The 18,159-nt window shown below is 50.8% G+C and carries 16 protein-coding genes; 11 read left to right on the forward strand and 5 right to left on the reverse strand.

What is annotated here, in order from left to right:
* The first annotated feature begins 13 nt into the window (after nt 1–13).
* A complete protein-coding gene (locus ACO0LN_RS04650) occupies nt 14–259 on the forward strand; it encodes a hypothetical protein (protein WP_422971430.1) in 246 nt (81 codons plus the stop codon).
* Nucleotides 260–269: 10 nt separating this feature from the next.
* Here ACO0LN_RS04650 and ACO0LN_RS04655 read toward each other — a convergent pair whose 3' ends face one another.
* Nucleotides 270–1,658, reverse strand: a complete 1,389-nt coding sequence (locus tag ACO0LN_RS04655) for a glycoside hydrolase family 18 protein (protein WP_422971432.1) — start codon at nt 1,656–1,658, stop codon at nt 270–272.
* Nucleotides 1,659–1,667: 9 nt separating this feature from the next.
* On the opposite strand from ACO0LN_RS04655, the gene ACO0LN_RS04660 reads away from it, so the two are divergent.
* A complete protein-coding gene (locus ACO0LN_RS04660) occupies nt 1,668–2,036 on the forward strand; it encodes a SlyX family protein (RefSeq protein ID WP_422971434.1) in 369 nt (122 codons plus the stop codon).
* Nucleotides 2,037–2,187: 151 nt separating this feature from the next.
* Here ACO0LN_RS04660 and ACO0LN_RS04665 read toward each other — a convergent pair whose 3' ends face one another.
* The gene (locus tag ACO0LN_RS04665) at nt 2,188–3,411 is read right to left on the reverse strand and encodes a M20 family metallopeptidase (RefSeq protein WP_422971436.1); all 1,224 of its coding nucleotides are present in this window, start codon (nt 3,409–3,411) and stop codon (nt 2,188–2,190) included.
* Nucleotides 3,412–3,439: 28 nt separating this feature from the next.
* Nucleotides 3,440–4,672, reverse strand: coding sequence for a urate hydroxylase PuuD (locus tag ACO0LN_RS04670; protein ID WP_422971438.1), 1,233 nt, complete (start codon nt 4,670–4,672; stop codon nt 3,440–3,442).
* Nucleotides 4,673–5,035: 363 nt separating this feature from the next.
* Between ACO0LN_RS04670 and ACO0LN_RS04675 the strand changes: the two genes are divergently transcribed.
* On the forward strand, nt 5,036–5,974 hold the full coding sequence (locus ACO0LN_RS04675) for a LysR family transcriptional regulator (protein WP_422971440.1): 939 nt from the start codon (nt 5,036–5,038) through the stop codon (nt 5,972–5,974).
* Nucleotides 5,975–5,993: 19 nt separating this feature from the next.
* Here ACO0LN_RS04675 and uraH read toward each other — a convergent pair whose 3' ends face one another.
* Nucleotides 5,994–6,347: a hydroxyisourate hydrolase gene (uraH, locus tag ACO0LN_RS04680; protein ID WP_422971442.1), complete on the reverse strand. Its 354-nt coding sequence runs from the start codon at nt 6,345–6,347 to the stop codon at nt 5,994–5,996.
* A 210-nt stretch (nt 6,348–6,557) separates the two neighbouring features.
* Between uraH and ACO0LN_RS04685 the strand changes: the two genes are divergently transcribed.
* The 8 genes from ACO0LN_RS04685 to ACO0LN_RS04720 all read left to right on the forward strand — a co-directional run bounded on the left by ACO0LN_RS04685 (nt 6,558) and on the right by ACO0LN_RS04720 (nt 17,264).
* Entirely contained in the window at nt 6,558–8,315 is a 1,758-nt protein-coding gene (locus tag ACO0LN_RS04685) for an allantoate amidohydrolase (protein WP_422971444.1), read from the forward strand.
* 633 nt (nt 8,316–8,948) lie between these two features.
* Nucleotides 8,949–10,337, forward strand: a complete 1,389-nt coding sequence (locus tag ACO0LN_RS04690) for a nucleobase:cation symporter-2 family protein (RefSeq protein ID WP_422971446.1) — start codon at nt 8,949–8,951, stop codon at nt 10,335–10,337.
* A 23-nt stretch (nt 10,338–10,360) separates the two neighbouring features.
* Nucleotides 10,361–11,719, forward strand: a complete 1,359-nt coding sequence (locus ACO0LN_RS04695) for an 8-oxoguanine deaminase (RefSeq protein WP_422971448.1) — start codon at nt 10,361–10,363, stop codon at nt 11,717–11,719.
* Nucleotides 11,720–11,918: 199 nt separating this feature from the next.
* The gene (locus ACO0LN_RS04700) at nt 11,919–12,491 is read left to right on the forward strand and encodes a transcriptional regulator (protein ID WP_422971450.1); all 573 of its coding nucleotides are present in this window, start codon (nt 11,919–11,921) and stop codon (nt 12,489–12,491) included.
* Entirely contained in the window at nt 12,488–13,630 is a 1,143-nt protein-coding gene (locus ACO0LN_RS04705; RefSeq protein WP_422971452.1) for a sensor histidine kinase, read from the forward strand. Before ACO0LN_RS04700 ends, ACO0LN_RS04705 begins: the two co-directional genes overlap by 4 nt.
* Complete coding sequence (locus ACO0LN_RS04710; RefSeq protein ID WP_422971454.1) at nt 13,623–14,387, forward strand: LytR/AlgR family response regulator transcription factor; 765 nt, start codon at nt 13,623–13,625, stop codon at nt 14,385–14,387. Before ACO0LN_RS04705 ends, ACO0LN_RS04710 begins: the two co-directional genes overlap by 8 nt.
* A gap of 386 nt (nt 14,388–14,773) precedes the next feature.
* Nucleotides 14,774–15,823: a hypothetical protein gene (locus ACO0LN_RS04715; protein ID WP_422971456.1), complete on the forward strand. Its 1,050-nt coding sequence runs from the start codon at nt 14,774–14,776 to the stop codon at nt 15,821–15,823.
* A 79-nt stretch (nt 15,824–15,902) separates the two neighbouring features.
* Nucleotides 15,903–17,264 (forward strand): hypothetical protein, encoded by a 1,362-nt coding sequence (locus ACO0LN_RS04720; RefSeq protein ID WP_422971458.1) that lies wholly within the window; start codon nt 15,903–15,905, stop codon nt 17,262–17,264.
* A gap of 54 nt (nt 17,265–17,318) precedes the next feature.
* Here ACO0LN_RS04720 and ACO0LN_RS04725 read toward each other — a convergent pair whose 3' ends face one another.
* Nucleotides 17,319–18,152: a hypothetical protein gene (locus ACO0LN_RS04725; protein WP_422971460.1), complete on the reverse strand. Its 834-nt coding sequence runs from the start codon at nt 18,150–18,152 to the stop codon at nt 17,319–17,321.
* Nucleotides 18,153–18,159: the final 7 nt, after the last annotated feature.

An 18,159-nucleotide genomic window follows, 5' to 3' on the forward strand; every position in this document is an offset into this window, starting at 1 on the left:
ACGGCATATTGTGATGGTCTTTCTTGCATTTACACGTCAGGGTCTTGATGAATTGATCGCGTTAAATAACGCATCTTCGGTATCTGTCTGGTGTGGCAGTAATGTCCTGACAGAAGCAGAATACGATGATATGTCAGGCATGAATATTTCCCGCTTCGTCTATCCATTGGCAAGCCCTGCTGATGTAGACTTTTCAAGCGCGCTGGAAACGATTGCAGATCATCATCCAGGAGAAAAAATCTGGGTAGAGAATCTGTAATAAACTCTCATTATTGGGGCTGGTAATGCACCCCACCCGCCAGATCAACTTCTGCTGTCTTTTCATGCAGGTTCCTGTATAAGCTGCGCAAGAGACTGCCTTCTTCGTCATCCTGCCCCAGGTGCCAGAACATGGCTCCAGCCAGCTTGTATTTCTTCAGGTAGGCGACTTTATAAGCGAATGATTGTTCATCGTCATAGCTGATAAAGATTTTCTTGTCCGCGTTATAAATCCACGGCACCTTGGTCTCTTTACTGAAATAGGATTTGTAACCGAGATTGGCAGCCAGCAGTTTTTTGATTTCAGCATAGCCAGGCGTGCGTGGGTCCTTGCGGGCCGTACAGGCATCGCAGCCTGTGAGTAGCGCCGGGTCGCCTGTATAGACATCGCCTGCCAGTGTCTGATGGCTTTGATACAGGCCATGGTTTTCCCCGGCTTCTACCGCAAAGTAGGCGCGGCCATAAAATGGCAGGCCCAGCACAAGTTTGCTGGCAGGTACGCCGGCACGCAGGTATTGCTGCACCGTCGCATCCACCGTCAATGCCATAGTTGCAGGGAAGCGTCTTTCCAGTTCTGTCAGCGATAACGCTGGTTTGAATGCCAGCTTGCGCAAGGGGTTGTCATACATATGCTCAGGTGCGTCGCCAAACAGGTGGGCATTGTGATTGGTCTGCTTTTCCCAGGCACCATTGAAGTCATAACTCATGAGATTGACATAATCAACCTGTGCTGCAATCTGTGGCAGTTGCAGATAAGTGCGCGCCATACTGAAAGCACCACCGGCCACGGCAATAGAAAGTTGATTACTCTGTTTGGCGCGCTTCAGTTGCAGGCGCATTTCCTTGAGCAGGGCGACAAAATTCTGCGCGTCTTCTGCACGTGGATATTCCCAGTCGAGGTCCAGGCCATCGAAGCCATATTCACGCATGAAAGCCACGCAGGATTGCGCGAGTTTCTTGCGGCCTTCAACTGTCGCAGCGGCCTGGCGGTAACGCGCTACCGTGGGACTGTCATCATTGGTATAAGCCCAGCCACCTATGGAAAACTGCAAGCGCAAATTAGGATTATATTTTTTGAGGCCTTGCAATTCGCGAAATATCTTGCCCGCTGCCTGCAGGTTGATTCCTTCTTCCAGCGCACATTTGCCATCTTCGCTAAGCGTCAGGAACGAGAAATTCAAATGCGTGAGCATGCGTGCTTTTTCTGGCGTGATCGCAGCAACAGGGAATGCGGTTTTGCCCTCGTCATAATGATTGATATCATCTTTGCCCAGTGCGTAATATGCCATGACCACTGGCTTGCCTGCATCCTTTGCCTGAACGGCAGGCGTGGAACATAAGACCAGTATGCCGGACAGGCATGACAGTAAGAGACGTGATGGGAGTTTGGCGATTTTCATGCGCATAGCATGCAAGCAGAGGAAAAACAGGTCAACAGGTTTTTATTCCATCCCGATTTGGAACATACCACTTGTGCTTACCGCTTCTGGGGCAGACATACCAGTCCCCTGGAATACCAGACTGGTATGGCATACTGTAGCCCTGATTTCAAAGAAAGCCGCATCATGACAACAGAAGAAAGACTCATAGACCTGGAAATACGCCTGACCCGTCAGGATGATCTGGTCGATACTCTGAACACCCAGGTATACCGCCAGCAAAAGAAAATCGATGAACTTGAAGCGCTGTGCGCAGCGATGGCCGCACGTTTACGGGAAGTGGCAGTGGCTGCCAGCCAGCGTACTGCGGTGGTGGATGAGAGACCACCGCATTATTGAGAATGCGTGAAGTGAGTGAATCAATCAGGCACTTTGGTACTTGATAAAGATAAGCTGCAATCTCAAATTCGTCGCTCCAGCGCAGGCTGGAGTCTAGTGGCGTTCATCGCATACCGTGGTTTAACTGGCATGCGATGAACGCCACCCTGCGTCACACCAGCAAATCCGCCAGACTACGCGCAATCACTTTTGTTGCACGCCTCAAATCTTCCAGATTCAAACGCTCATCTGCCCGCTTGGCATGTGACTCCAGCACAGTACGCGGCCCCGCACCATAGATAACCCCTGGTACGCCCACTTCCGAGAACAAACGCACATCGGTATACAAAGGCGTACCCAGTGCAGGAATGGCTTCACCAAATACTGCACTACCATGTTTTTGTATCGCTTCGACCAGCGGTGTATTACCCGGCAATGGGCGCATGGAATTCGCCAGCAGTATGCGTTTTACGTCAACGCTGATGCCGGGCAGTTCAGCCGCAGTATCGCTGATGACTTTACGCAAAGTCGCTTCGACTTCTGCCGGATTTTCTTCCGGTATCATGCGGCGGTCGAGTTTGAAGGTCACGCGGCCAGGGATGACATTGGTATTGGTGCCACCCTCTATCGTCCCCACATTCAGGTAAGGGTGGGTGATGCCTTCTACTTTCGAGGTGACCTGTTTATACAGCGTGTTTTGCGCATACAGGGCATTCAAAATCTTGACAGCGGCCTGCAAGGCATCGACACCTGAGTCAGGGATTGCTGCGTGGGCCATCTTGCCATGTACGGTCACTTCCATTTGCAGGCAACCATTGTGTGCCGTGATGACCTGGTAAGAAAAACCTGCTGCAATCATCAGGTCAGGCTTGATCAGATTGTGCTTGAGCATCCAGCCCGGGCCGACTTCGCCACCAAATTCTTCATCATAGGTAAATAACAACTCCAGCGTACCCGCCTTTGGTTTGGCAACCGCTTCGAGGGCGCGCAAGGCAAAGGTGTAAGTCGAAAAATCACATTTGCTGACAGCTGTGGCACGGCCATAGATATTACCGTTTTCTATTTCACCACCATAAGGGTTCTTGGTCCAGCCTTCACCCGGTGGCACCACATCGCCATGGGCATTCAGCAGCACAGTCTTGCCTGGGCCGTACTGGCGGCGTACCAGCAGATTCGTGATGCTTTGCAGGCCAGCGTCTTTGACTTCGCTATCTGGCACTACATGTTTTTCTGCGCTGATGCCCATGTCTTGCAAGAGATCTGCAGTACGTTCTGCATGCGGGGTATTATTACCGGGTGGCGTGTCGGTAGGAACACGTATCAGTTCTTGCAGGAACTTGACCTGCTCGTCAAAGTGCGCATCTACCCAGGCGTCGAGTTGTTCGTAGTTGTTCATGTCTTGTACTTTCTAAATTTTTATTGGCTTACTTGGCACCAGCCTGGAACCAGGCGCCGACGACTGCACGTTCTTCTTCCGTCATTTGCGTCATATTCCCTATAGGCATGGCCTTGAGTTGCACTGCCTGCATATTGACCTTTACCGCATTCTGTCTGATCAGTTCTGGTGTATCGAGCTTGATACCGGCAGGTGCTGTGGCAAAGCCAGGCTGGCTAGGTGTGGCCGCATGGCAGGACACGCAACGCTGGTTGATGATGCCCTGCACTTTGGTGAACTGGGCCTTGTCTGCTTCTGCTGCCGACAAGGCCGGGTCAGGCGCTGCCACTTTGGCTGGTGGCTTGGGGGCAATCGCAATCGCCACGGCCAGTAACAATGTCACGCCAGCCGCAGGATAAGCCCAGTTGGTAATGCCCTTGTGACGCAGGTTGAAGAAGTGACGTATCAGTACACCCGCCGCCATGATGGTCGCCAGCACCAGCCAGTTGTATTCATGGTTATAGGTCATTGCATAGTGGTTGCTGATCATGATGAACAGCACAGGCAGGGTGAAATAATTATTGTGTACGCTGCGCTGCTTGGCTTTCTGGCCGTGAATAGGATCAGGCGATTTACCCTGTTGCATGGCTTCGACCAATTTGCGCTGGCCGGGGATGATGAGCATCAACACATTACCCACCATCATCGTGCCTATCATGGCGCCGACGTGGATGTAGGCAGCGCGGCCACTGAGGAACTTCGACAACACAAATGCCGCCGCCACAATGAATACAAACATGGTGATGCCCAGCAGGCCTTCACGCTTGCCCAGCGGTGAGCGGCACAGCAAGTCATACACAGTCCAGCCCACCAGCAGCGTGCCCAGGCCTATGCCTATGGCTTGCCAGCTCGTCAAATCAGCGACTGACTTGTCTATCATCATCGCCGAAGCATTGAAGTAATAGACGATGAACAACATCGCAAAGCCAGACAGCCAGGTCGCATAGGCTTCCCATTTGAACCAGTGCAATTCTTCTGGTAATTCTTTGGGGGCGATCAGGTATTTTTGCGGGTTATAAAAGCCGCCGCCATGCACAGCCCACAATTCACCGGAGACGCCCTTGTTGGCCAGTTCAGAACCAGGTTTGGGCGGGCGGATATTATTGTCCAGCCAGACGAAGTAAAAGGATGCACCTATCCAGGCGATGCCCGTAATCAGGTGCAGCCAGCGGACGATCAGGTTCAGCCACTCAGTGCCATACGCAAGTAAAAAAGCTTCCATGTTTTCTCTCATGTTAGAAGCTCGTCTGCCTCCGCGGGCTCTTCAGACGAGAGGGGTAGAAAAATACCCCAAAGTGGTCGCGAACCGAAGCTCCGCTGCGACCAGGTGTTATTGAGGAATATACATTCCTATCATTCACGATGTCAGTGCTAAAAAACCACAAACTGTATCTATCTGCTGCAAATGTCTCCCATTACCGCAGTTAGACCAAGGGCAGGTAATGTTGGATCATGAAAGTCCAGCATTAATAGCAAAAAACTTGGTGAAGTCTGCCAACGATAAACTTATTCCCTACAAACTTCATTGAAAACGAAGTATATTAAAAATACAGATTTCGATATACGTTTGAAGACAGGCATCAGCATGGCACAACTACCCAATCATCTCGACCTGCATCTGATACGCATTTTGTATCTTTTGCTCAGTGAGAAAAACGTCTCCCGCGTGGCTTTGAAGCTTAACCAGCCGCAGCCTTCGATCTCTGCCTCGCTACGCAAATTGCGTGAGCTGACTGGCGATCAATTGCTGGTGCGCGGTGGCCGCGGCATGGTGCCTACCCCTCATGGTGAAACCCTGCTCAAGCCTGCCAAGCGCATACTTGATGAAACTGAGTTGTTGTTTGAACGCAAAGTCCCCTTCGTCGCCCAGCAAGAGAGCAAGACCTTCCACATCGCCGCCCCAGATTCCCTGCATGTGCAATTCCTGCCCAGCGTGGTAGAGCGCCTGCGCCGTGAATCACCCAAAAGCCGCATCGTCATTCATGGCCTGGGGGCCGAAGTCGATTATGTACGCCACCTGTCTGACGGTGACCTCGATCTGGTCATCGCCAACTGGGATGAACCGCCGCAGCACCTGCATCTGTCAAAACTGTTTGAAGACCCCATCGTCTGCGCCATGCGTGCCGACAGCCCCTATGCCAAGCGCACCGGCACTGACGAGATGACGCTGGAAGATTACCTGAGCCTGCCCCATGTCGCGCCTTCGCAACTCCTGTCCGGTTACCACGGCGTCATCGACGCCCATCTGGAACGCCAGCACCTGCGCCGCAATGTCGTGGTCGAGTCGGCCTACTTTGGCCTCATGCCGCATATGCTGACACAGTCGGACATGGTGCTGACGACAGGCAAGCAATACCTGAGCTTTTATGAGAAAAGCCTGCAACTCAAGTCTTTTTCCATTCCCATCAAATTCCCGCCACTGCGCTTTTACCAGCTCTGGCATGAGCGCGTGCATCATTCACCAGAACACAGATGGCTGCGTGAGCAGATCGCCCAGGCAGCCAAGTCTTTGATGTCCAAATAATCCTGAGTTATGCAGGGGTTTAGCTACCCCTGTAAGTCGAGTACGCCCAGGGCGATACTACCAGCGGCACATGGTAATTCTGGCTGGCATCGGCCACCCCAAAAGCCAGGGTCACGCGGTCTATGAATTTGGGGCTGGGCAGATCTACGCCCTGCTTGTCGAAATAATCACCTGCTGCAAATACCAGCTCATACAGGCCAACCTTGAGACTGTCACCTTCTAGCAGGGGCGCGTTGCAGCGGCCATCATGGTTGGTGGTCTCGGTCTTCAGCAGGGTTTTCTCGCCTGCATTGACTGCATATAACTCCACCTGCACACCCACGCCGGGTTTGCCAACGGTGATATCCAGCACATGTGTACTGAGCTTTCCCATACTGATCTCCTATATTGATGACTTGAAATGCGCTATCAGCCAGATCTTATACTGCCAGCAGTCTATCAATATACTATCGAAGATATACAGATCATGAAGACAGCAGCACATTGCAGGCCAGAATTGGGCTTAAGCTTCATCATCATGCCGGGACAATACCGGTCACATTAATGAATACGTACAAATAACAGGCACAACGCCTGAGCAATTATGACGACAACTCTGGACCACCTGAACAACTGTAGCACGCAAGACTTTGTGCATACCCTGCACGGTATCTATGAACATTCACCCTGGATACCCGAGCGGGCAGCCGCCAGCCGCCCCTTTGCCAGCATCACGGCGCTCAAGCTGGCCTTGCAAACCGTGGTCAGTCAGGCGACAGAGGCAGAACAATTGGGCCTGATCCGTGCCCATCCTGAGCTGGCAGGCAAGGCAGCCATCGCCGGAGAGTTAACGGCAGAGTCAACAGGGGAACAGGCCAAGGCGGGTCTGACCAATTGCAGCCCTGAAGAATTCGCAATACTGCACAAGCTCAATGCTGACTACAACAGCAAGTTTGGCTTTCCGTTCATCCTCGCCGTCAAAGGGCCGGATGGCAAGGGTTTTACGCGGGAAGCCATCATCGCCACCTTCCAGCGCCGCTTCAAAAACCAGCGCGCAGATGAACTGGCAGAATCCCTGCGTCAGATAGGCCGAATTGCTGAGCTGCGTCTGAATGACTTGCTCGAACACACCCTGCAATTTGGCAACACCATCATGCAATGGTCAGAAACCCTGGCCGCCTGGAGCGATGATGAAGATGGCCTAACCTGTGCCTACATGACACCCGCGCATCAAAAAACCGCAGAGCAACTGGCCGCCTGGATGCGCGAGGCGGGCATGCATGTGCATATTGATGCGGTGGGCAATGTGGTAGGCCGCTACCTGTCTGATGCAACGGATGCCAAGACCCTGCTGACCGGCTCCCACTATGACACCGTCTGCAATGGCGGCAAATACGATGGCCGTGAAGGCATCTTGCTACCCATCGCCATCGTCAAGCACCTCAACGAGACAAATGAAAAACTGCCTTTCAACTTCGAGATCATAGGCTTTTCTGAAGAAGAAGGCGTGCGCTTCAAAAGCACTTTCCTGGGCAGTAACGCCGTCATTGGCCAGTTTGACCTGAACTTACTGGACAAGACAGATGCAGACGGCATAAGCATGCGCGATGCACTGAGTGCTGCCGGGCATGATGTCAAGAATATCCCTGCCATAGCGCGTGACCCTGCACAGATACTGGGCTATGTAGAAGTGCATATAGAACAGGGCCCGGTCTTGCTGGGCCGTGACCTTCCCGTGGGCATCGTCACTTCCATCGCCGGCAGTTGCCGTTATCAGGTACAACTCAAAGGGGTTGCCAGCCACGCCGGCACCACACCCATGAGCATGCGCAAGGATGCTGCCGCTGCCGCCGCAGAAATCATTTTCTATGTAGAACAGCGTTGCGCCAATGGCACGTCCCTGGTAGGGACAGTGGGCCAGTTACAGGTACCGCATGGTTCGGTCAATGTCATACCCGGCTCCTGCAATCTGTCGCTCGATATCCGCGCCGCTGACGATGCCACCCGCGATGCTGCGGTGAATGACATCCTGGCAAAGATAGAAGCCATCTGCCAGCAGCGCAATATTGAAGTGAATATAGTCAAAGCTGTATCCGCCCCGGCAGCACCCTGCGCCCCATGGTTGATGCAACAACTGGCGGCAGCTACGCAAAGAGCGGGTTTGCCAGCCTTTGAATTGCCATCAGGCGCAGGCCATGATGCCATGGCAATAGCCAAAATGACCGATGTGGCCATGCTGTTCACGCGCTGCGGCAACGGCGGCATCAGCCACAACCCGCTGGAAACCATGAGCGCTGACGACGCAGAAGTCTCGGCACAAATCTTGCTCGATTTTTTAAGGAATTTTAAAGAAAAACTTTAAGTCCGAAAAGCTCACCACAGAGACACAGAGTCACAGAGAGAAGCAAGAGGAAGATCAAGAGAATTTTTTTGAAGGCTAATGGATTCTTTAAGATTTTCCCTGTGCATCTCTGTGTCTCCGTGCCTCTGTGTTGAGAGGTCTAGTTTTTCAGTTCAACAAACCAGGATTTCTGGCGCCACTTTCAGTATTGCCTGCTTCAGCTTCGCAATGAAGACCTGATGCAGGACCAAGACTGAGCTTGAGCCTGCTGCCATGTTTGCGCTTGATAACGCTGCATGGTTTGAGGCGACGCAAGAATATGCTTTCACTAGCATTTTTTTACGACGCAGATCAATCCTGACGACATGTCTTCTTCCAGTTCATGGAGGTTGCACTTCGTCAGGCAGCAGTAAAAAGCGCAGTCGGACTATATGTTTCGGCTGTATTTGTAGCCGCTTTTCCTGACGATACCATCGTCATGAAGGCAAACCAGGAGTCTTGCACATGATGCATTTCCCCCTCATCCCGATTACCAGTCGCTTAAATTTTTAGCAGCTCAGTATGTGCATTTCCAGCCATCACTGAGAATAGGTTCCGTCAGAGAACCCGGCAGTGATGTGGCAAACAACCAAACCATCAAGCAAGGAAGAGACGATGCAAACAGCGATACACCCGGTAGATGAAAAGCTACCAGCAGCAAAATTATTCACTCTGGGCATACAGCACGTGTTGGTGATGTATGCCGGGGCGATAGCCGTGCCTCTCATCATCGGCGGTGCCCTGCACCTACCCAAAGACCAGATAGCTTTCCTCATAAATGCCGATTTATTTTGTTGCGGCCTGGTGACCCTGATACAGGCACTGGGCATCTGGAAGTTTGGCATACGCATGCCTGTCATGATGGGCGTCACCTTTGCGGCAGTAGGCCCCATGGTGGCAATGGCGGGTAACCCCAGCCTGGGCATACTCAGTATCTATGGGGCGGTCATCGCCTCCGGTATTTTTGGTCTCATCATTACTCCCTTCATGAGCCGGGCTGTCAGGTTTTTCCCGCCTGTGGTCACCGGCACCATCATCACCGTCATAGGCATTACCCTCATGCGCGTGGGTATCAACTGGGCAGCGGGCGGGCAGCCAATGATCTTTGATGCGGCGAGCAAATCCATGCAGCCCAATCCCAATTATGGTGCACCTGAAAACCTGGCGATTGCCTTCTTCGTGCTGGTCTCCATCATGCTAATGACGCGTTATCTGCGCGGCTTTTTGGGCAATATCTCGGTCTTGCTGGGCATGGTGCTGGGTTTTGTCGTCTCGCTGGTATTGGGCAAGGTCAGTTTTGATGGTCTGGGTGAAGCTGGCTGGTTTGCCTTCATTATGCCCTTCCAGTATGGCATGCCGACCTTTGACCTGGGTGCCATCATAGGTATGTGCCTGGTCATGATAGTCACCATGGTGGAATCAACGGGCATGTTCCTCGCCCTGTCTGATCTTACCGGCAAGCGCATTAGCAATGAAGAACTGGCGAATGGTTTGCGGGCTGACAGCCTTGGCACAGTCATAGGCGGTGTCTTTAATACCTTCCCTTACACCTCGTTTTCACAAAACATAGGCCTGGTGGGTGTCACTGGAGTGCGCAGCCGTTACGTCTGTGCGGCTGCAGGTATGATCCTGGTGGCGTTTGGCATGTTCCCCAAAATGGCGCATGTGGCGGCATCGATACCCGTGTATGTACTTGGCGGTGCAGGCATAGTCATGTTTGGCATGGTGGCCGCCACCGGTATCAAGATACTCGGCAATGCCGGGCTTAATCACCAGCGCCACAACCTGTTCATCGTTGCTGTCAGCATAGGGGCAGGCATGATCCCTCTGGTGGCACCGCAGTTTTTCTCGCATTTGCCGCATTGGCTGGGCACGATAGTCGATAGCGGCATCTTGCTGGCTACCATTGCAGCAGTAGCGCTCAATCTGTTTTTCAACGGTCAGGGTGCTGAGTCTGAAGCCAAGGCATTTGCCATGGCGGCGGCCCATAGTTCTGATCATTAATTTTATCCGTTATTTTATTTGTTATGACCAGCTTACTTATCAAAAATGCCCGCGTCGTCGTCACCATGGACGACACGCGCCGTGAAATCAGCAATGGTGCGATATACATCATCGGCAATGTCATCGCTGAGGTGGGTGCAAGTGCAGATTTGCCGCAAACTGCCGATGAGGTCATTGATGCGGCTGACCATGTCGTCATGCCCGGTCTCATCAATACCCATCACCATATGTACCAGAGCCTGACCCGCGTCATACCTGCGGCGCAAAATGGTGAGTTGTTCAACTGGCTGACCAACCTCTACCCTATCTGGGCCAATCTGACACCTGAGATGGTGCAGGTATCGACCCAGGCTGCGATGGCAGAGCTGATACTATCTGGCTGCACCACCAGCAGCGACCATCTCTATATCTATCCAAATGGCTGCCAGCTTGATCACAGCCTGCAGGCAGCGCAAGAGATAGGCATGCGCTTTCATGCGGCGCGTGGCTCCATGAGTGTGGGCCAGTCAAAAGGCGGCCTGCCGCCAGACCGTGTGGTGGAGGACGAGGCCAGCATATTGCGCGACACTCAGCGCCTGATAGAGACTTATCATGATAGCAGCCGCCACGCCATGCAACGCATCGTCGTGGCGCCGTGCTCACCATTTTCTGTCTCACGCGATCTCATGCGTGAATCAGCAACACTGGCGCGCAGCTTTGGCGTCTCGCTGCATACCCACCTGGCAGAAAACGCCAATGACATCGCTTACAGCCGCGAAAAATTCAATATGACCCCGGCACAATATGCCGAAGACTGCGGCTGGGTAGGTCATGATGTCTGGCATGCCCACTGTGTGCAGTTGGATGATGATGGCATCTACATGTTCGCTCGCACAGGCACTGGCATTGCGCATTGCCCCTGCTCGAATATGCGCCTGGCCTCGGGCATTGCACCGATACGCAAGATGCTCGATGCCGGTGTCAGTGTCGGCCTGGGTGTAGATGGTTGCGCCTCGAATGACTCCGGCCACATGCTGGGCGAAGTCAGGCAAGCCATGCTCTTGCAACGCGTGGGCTTTGGTCCCGACGCCATGACTGCCAGACATGCTCTGGAAGTGGCGACCCTGGGTGGTGCCAGGGTACTCAACCGCGACGACATAGGCGCACTTAAACCCGGCATGTCGGCAGACATTGTCATGTTCAGCTTGAAGCAAATAGGTTATGCCGGTGCCTGGCATGACCCGGTTGCGGCGCTGGTCTTTTGCACGCCTTCAGATGTGGCTTACAGCATCATCAATGGTCGTGTTGTGGTACGTGATGGTCAAATAACTTCTATAGATTTACCAGTAGTGATGGAAAGACATAATCGTCTTGCCCATCAATTGGCTGAAGCAGCACGTTAAAGACGACTGAGTGAATCGAAAACATCGCTCAATTCATCCAACAATTTGATTTGCTACAGAAATGTGAAGAAAGGCACATCTTTTATCCTGCCGCAGGTGCGTTTATCGCTAAAATCATGCGCTTGTCGCAAGCAAGCCATGAGCGCATTTTTCTCTGGCAAAGTGACAACATGACATGTCGTCATGCACAGGAGAAAACATGAAACCAGGATTTATTCTTTTATCTGTACTTGCCGCTACATCTTTGTATGCGCTGGCCGCAGAATCGGTAGAAAAATTGGCAGAGCCATGGGTACTGGCCGGTAAAACCCCAAAATCCTACCAGATCGGTATAGACCGCAACCAGACCATCAGCGGCAAAGGCAGCAAGTTCATCCGTTATGAAAGCGGCGAAGAAAAAAGCTGGGGAACCCTGATGCAGATGATAGGTGCGGAACAGTACCGTAACAAACGCGTACGTTTCCAGGCCAGGGTAAAAACCAAAGATGTTGATAACTGGGCTGGTTTGTGGATGCGCGTGGACACACCTTCACGGGACGAGAGCCCTTTCTACAATAGTGAAGACAAACCTATCAAGGGCACGACAGACTGGCAATTGCGTAGCGTGGTGCTGGACGTGCCTGCAGATGCCCAAGCCATCGCTTTTGGTGTCATTGACGAAGGTAAGGGACAGGTCTGGCTGGATGATTTGAAACTGGAAGTGGTAGGCAAGGATGTGCCGGTAGATCAAATGAAGCCAGTCAAACCCTTGCCGACTGCCCCCAGTCTATGAATCTGGTTTTACTGAATACCCTGGCTACAGCAGGCAAACGCCTGCTGTGGGTCAGGCCGCCTGAAACAAAAAGTTCCAGCATTTCTGAAAGTGATGCAGCATCTGCCGTGTTTGATATGCTGGGCTTTTCCACGCGACAGTTCTTGCTGAGCATAGGCATGCTGGCGAGTGTGATTTTGTTGGCGATGCAATGGCAGGCACAGACCTGGCTGGGATTGTTTGCTTTGCTGACTTTCCCTTTATGCATGTCGGCATGGATACTGCTGCTCAGCCTGCGGTTGTTTCGCAAATGCCGCAACTGGCTGTGGATATGGTGCTGTCTGTCCTCACTTGCAGTGTTAACAGCCTGGCTTGCAGTCACGGCATACCAATGGTGGATAACCGAGCATGAATTGCATGGTCTGAATACCTTGCAGGCTTTCGCCAGCTCGTTCGCGTTTTCCGGTGGATTGCTGGGGCTGCCTTTGTGGCGTGTACAGACAAAATCACGAGACCTGCAGATCGCCAATTTAAAACAACTGGCGCTGACGGCAGAACTGAAAGCACTTCAAGCCCAGGTCGAACCTCATTTCTTATACAATACCCTGGCCAACAGTCGTTATCTGGCACGCCATGATCCAGAAAAAGCTGTGCAGATGCTGGACCACCTGATCGCCTATCTGCAAAGTGCCTTGCCAGATTTACGCAGCCCCATGTCTACCTTGGAAAGAGAGTTTGAACTGGCAGAGCATTACCTGGCATTGATGGCCATACGTTTTGGCGAACGTTTGAGTTTTCAGATGCATTTTTCATCAAGTTTAACTAACGCAATTTTACCGCCCATGATGTTGATGTCACTGGTGGAAAACGCCGTGCAACATGGCGTTGAATGCCAGCCAGGGCAAGTGAAAATCATGCTGCAGGCGCACGAGCAGGCAGGAAGGCTGTATGTCACAGTTAGCGACGATGGCGCAGGACTGGAACAAAAAGTGCTGGGTAGCGGCGTAGGTTTGCGCAATCTGCGCCAGCGCCTGCATGCCCTGTATGGCGACAAGGCAAGCTTTGAATTGCGTATGGAAGCCCACCAGCTCACCGTGGCAGAACTTATTTTACCACTGCATTTGCCACCGAATTTGCACTCTGAACTGACCCATGAATAATCCCGACAGAAAACCACGCTTGCTGATTGCAGATGATGAGCCCTTGCTCATGGCAGAATTGCGCGAATCGTTGGCCTTGCTATGGCCGGAAGCCGAAATCGTGGCTGAAGCCAGTGATGGTTTTGAGGCACTCAGGCTGGCCAGAGAAATGTCGCCGGATGTGGCGTTTCTGGATATACGCATGCCAGGTTTGAATGGCCTGGAAGTCGCCAAGGCTTTTGCGGCCCGCACCCATGTCGTATTTGTCACGGCATTTCAGGAACATGCCATCGCCGCATTTGAAGAAGGCGCACTGGACTATGTCGTCAAACCCAGCAGCCCCGCAAGGCTGGCACGCACTATCACCCGCGTGCGTGAACGCCTGGGTACGCCACCGCCTGATTTGAGCAGCTTCATGCAAAAGATACATGACAAGCCACCAAAGAAAGCACAGTCTCCAGCCTGGTTGCAGGCAGCGGTTGGCAACACCATACACTTTATCGATCTCAGTGAAGTCATCTATTTTTGTGCCGAGCTGAAATACACGCGGGTAGTAACAGACAAAATAGAAGCGCATATACGCACCCCTTTGAAAGAACTGGCAGATACGTTGGAAGAGGCAGGTTTCTGGCAAATCCACCGCGCTTATCTGGTCGCCGTCAAACGCATTGCCAGCGTCAACCGCGACGCCGATGCAGCATTGTGGCTAAGCCTGCGCGAACATGATGCTCGCTTGCCTGTGAGCCAGCGTTATCAATACAGGTTCAAGGGCATGTGAATTGATGAACTCCCACTCCATTCTGCTATAGTCTCAAAAAATCCCCTTAATACTGACGTGAACTCAGGTCTATCCTCCCCCTTTATTCATAAGTGCAAAAACAGATTCCATTAAATCCAGCTGAAATTACAGAACTGCAAAAGCAGTTTTCCCATTCTCTGACGCTAGGCACAGGCAGGGCGATGTTGCTCTTGAAAGCGCACCCGCAAATAGATTTCTCTGCGCAGATACTCGCTGCCACTGTCGATAACCTCGCCTATGACAGACAATGTGAAGGCAGCAGGGCCGTATATCTGTACAGCCTGATCTGGCGGTCACGGCAAAAAGAGGAGCTGATTCGTACTATCATCAAAAAATTCAGCGTCAAAAAACGCAATGACTATGGCATGGATCAGTTAAGCGATCTCGTCCTGTTTTTCCATCAGGCTGGCATAGCCGGAGCGAAAGAGGCTTTGTTAAACAGGTTTGAAAAAACTTTCAGCAATGGCTATGAGCTGTATACTAGAGGTGTGTTGCTGGAAATTGAAGGCATGGCAGGCCTGATCATGGCTGCTGAAAAAGTGGGACAACTCCCAGAACATGAAAGAGCAGATTACGAAGACCGCTGGCGCGTCGATGACTTTCAAGAGATGAACAAGTCTGTCGATGTCTATGCAGAATTGGCCAAGGCAGCAGAGACAAATCCAGCGATCAAAAATTACCTTGATCTGATCTTGTCTGCTGAACCCAGGGAAAAATACAGGCGTAGTAAAACTATTCCTTATACAGTGGCAGAAATTGAAGAACTGATTGATGAAGCAGGTCGCTTTCCCCGCTTTTGGGCCTCGCACATTTCAGGAATGACACAGGCAGATATAGAACAAGTCGCCAGGAATTTTCTTTCCGAAAAAGACGGTAACAGAAAATACAAATACCTCCCCTTTTTTTATCAAACAAAATTCCCTTTTGATTACGGGTTTCTGCTGAAGTTGGCAAGCGGCAGGAACGTGAAGAAAAATCGCCGCATAATGCATGCAGTGAATGCCCTCAGTCATTTCAAAGGCGATGATATCCGTGCACTTGCATTAAAAAGATTTGCCAGTGAAAAGACACCCTGGGATTACTTGAAACTGCTGATCAATAATTATCAAGCAGGCGATGCGAAAAATTTACTTGAGATCATACAACGTTCAGACAATGTTCATCACATACATGACCTGGTAGCAGGTATCGTTGACGTTTTTGACGCGAATCCGGATAAGGAATGCAAGGCACCACTGGAAGCGATGTATTACAACATGAATTGTGCAATACATAGACGGAATGTGATAGATCTGTTAAATAGAAATGGGGTCTTGTCGGAGGAAATCGTGGAAGAACTTGCCTATGATACCGATGAGGACTTACGAAAATTATCCCGTAGCATAAAACGTTCTCGCTCCAAAATGAAGAGCTAACGATGCTGATTTATGAGTATTTTATGACTTTAAGATTTTGAAAAAAGTTTACTTAAACCAGAACAAAATTTAATCCTGCATGGTGAAAAATAATTATCCAGATTTATCTGAAATTGCAGAACTACAAAAGTTGTTTCTCCATTCCCTGAACCTGGGAACAGGAAGGGCGATGCTGCTGATGAAGGGGTATCCGCAGCTGGATTTTTCCAAAGAACTCATTGCCGCATCCGCTAGAAATCTCGCAAATGATGCTCCATCTGAAGGCAGCAGAGCTGATTATTTGTATTTATTGATCAGACGTGCCAAGAACAGGGCCTTGATAGAAAAAGCCTTGCTGCAAAGACTTAAAAATAAAAAATCTGGAGCATGCAATCTGGATCAATTATGTGGTCTCGCGCTGTATTTCTATCGGGATGGGAATCTTCATGCCAGAGAAATTTTTCTTGAACGATTCGACAAATCTTTTCATGACGATTATGAGTTTTGTGGTGAAGAGCAAATTTTGAAGATGGATGGATTGCAGGGCTTGTTCAAGCTGGCTGACAAGATAGGCAGGCTGCCTGAAGATGAATGGCCATGGTATGAGTATCGCTGGAATATAGATGATTTTCAAAAGGCCAATCCTGAACTGGATGTGTTTGCAGAATTTGAAAATGTAGCTAAAGAGAACCCGTACATCCATAATTATTTCAAATTAATATCTTCAATTGCACCCTTCAAGCGTATTCGCAGAAAAATACCTTCAGCTTATACAGTGAAAGATATAGAAGAGCTTATCAATCGTCCAAGCAAGCGCGTCGGGTTTAATCGCGACCGTACGCTGAGGATGCCACAGCACGAGATAATTGCCGTTGCCAGGAACTTTCTTGACGAAAAGGACAAGCTCAGAAAATTCAGATACCTGCGATTTTTTTATGCGACCAGATTTCCTTTTGATTATGCGCCTTTGCTAAAAATTGCGAGCGGTAAAAAAAATCATCAGACTATGGCAGTGAATAATGCAGTGCTCGCGCTTAGCCATTTTTCTGGCGCTGACATACGTGCCCTGGCCTTGAAAAAAATGCAGGAAGAGCGTATCCCTTGTGAGTACCTGCATCTGCTCGTCAGTAACTATCAGGCCGGGGATGCTGAAATGTTAGTGGAAATAATAGGGCGAGCAAAGAACTTTGATGAAGTGCATTTGCTGGTACAAGGCATCATCGCCATATTCAAGGCCAATCCCGTGGCTGATAGCAAGGCACCACTGGAAGCCATGTATTACAACATGAATTGTGGAATGCACAGACGGGACTTGGTAGAACTGCTGAACGACAATAAAGTGCTGTCTGATGAAATTTTGGAAGAACTGCCCTATGACTCGGATGAGGATGTGCGAAAATTATCCCGAAAAATAAAACGCCAGCGCAGTGCTGTTGTGATGAATCAGGATAAGACGGTTTGATCCCGGTTTGCATGCATATCCAAAATGCATGCAAACCCAGTTTAGTTCGTTAACTCAAGCGGCGATAGCTGCTCTGAGTGCGCTTCTTTCCTGCTCAGTAAAGTCAAGTGCCGTCAGATCATCATTGAGCAGGACGATATGTGGTGAGCCAGTGAGCCTGACGGCCAGTGCCATATCTTCCTGATGCGGCAGGAACAGAGGACTTTCTTTTTTGCGCATGATATGACGGAGTTTTTTCTTTACGCCATCTATATCGGTTTCAAAAAATATCGTACGTTGGTTTTGTATGTCTTTGACTTTGACCATCACCGGCAGCAAGCCCGGTTTTGTTTGTATCAGACGATTAAAGAGATGGCTTAGCCAGGCCGCGTACAGGCAACCGAAAGTCATGAAACCAAACAGCAGGGCAAAAGTCAGTATCATGAAAAAACGATTGGTGATATGTTCGGTCGCCATGGTCGTTGTGATCATGCCGGGATTGGATCGAGACCTGACGGCTTCGGTGGACATCGACGGTTGAAAACTGACAAACCAGAAGCTGTGTTTGATCTCTTTTGCTACGGTATCTTGTGGTGTTGGCAGGTAGCGAATTTTGACGTCGCAGTCGATAAAGATGACTTTGCGGCTCTTGCAGCTACCGTGGATTTCTGCGCGTTCATCCACGACAGGGTCTTTGGATACTTTGTAGTCATATAAAAAATCCGGCACCGTCATATAGACCAGGCCGACCAGGAAAAGCAGCCCGGCCATGGACAGGCCTATCAACATCAGCACCCCTTGTTTTCCGGTTGCGAGTATCTGCATGCGTCGCTTGGGGAAGGCAGCGTTGATGGATGCAAGTTGTGCTTCCGCAGTTGTGCCGCGTGTTTGAAATTGTGTCTGGGACATGTCTGGT

It is taken from the genome of Undibacterium sp. TC9W (genome assembly GCF_049339865.1).
Taxonomy (GTDB): Bacteria; Pseudomonadota; Gammaproteobacteria; order Burkholderiales; family Burkholderiaceae_D; genus Undibacterium.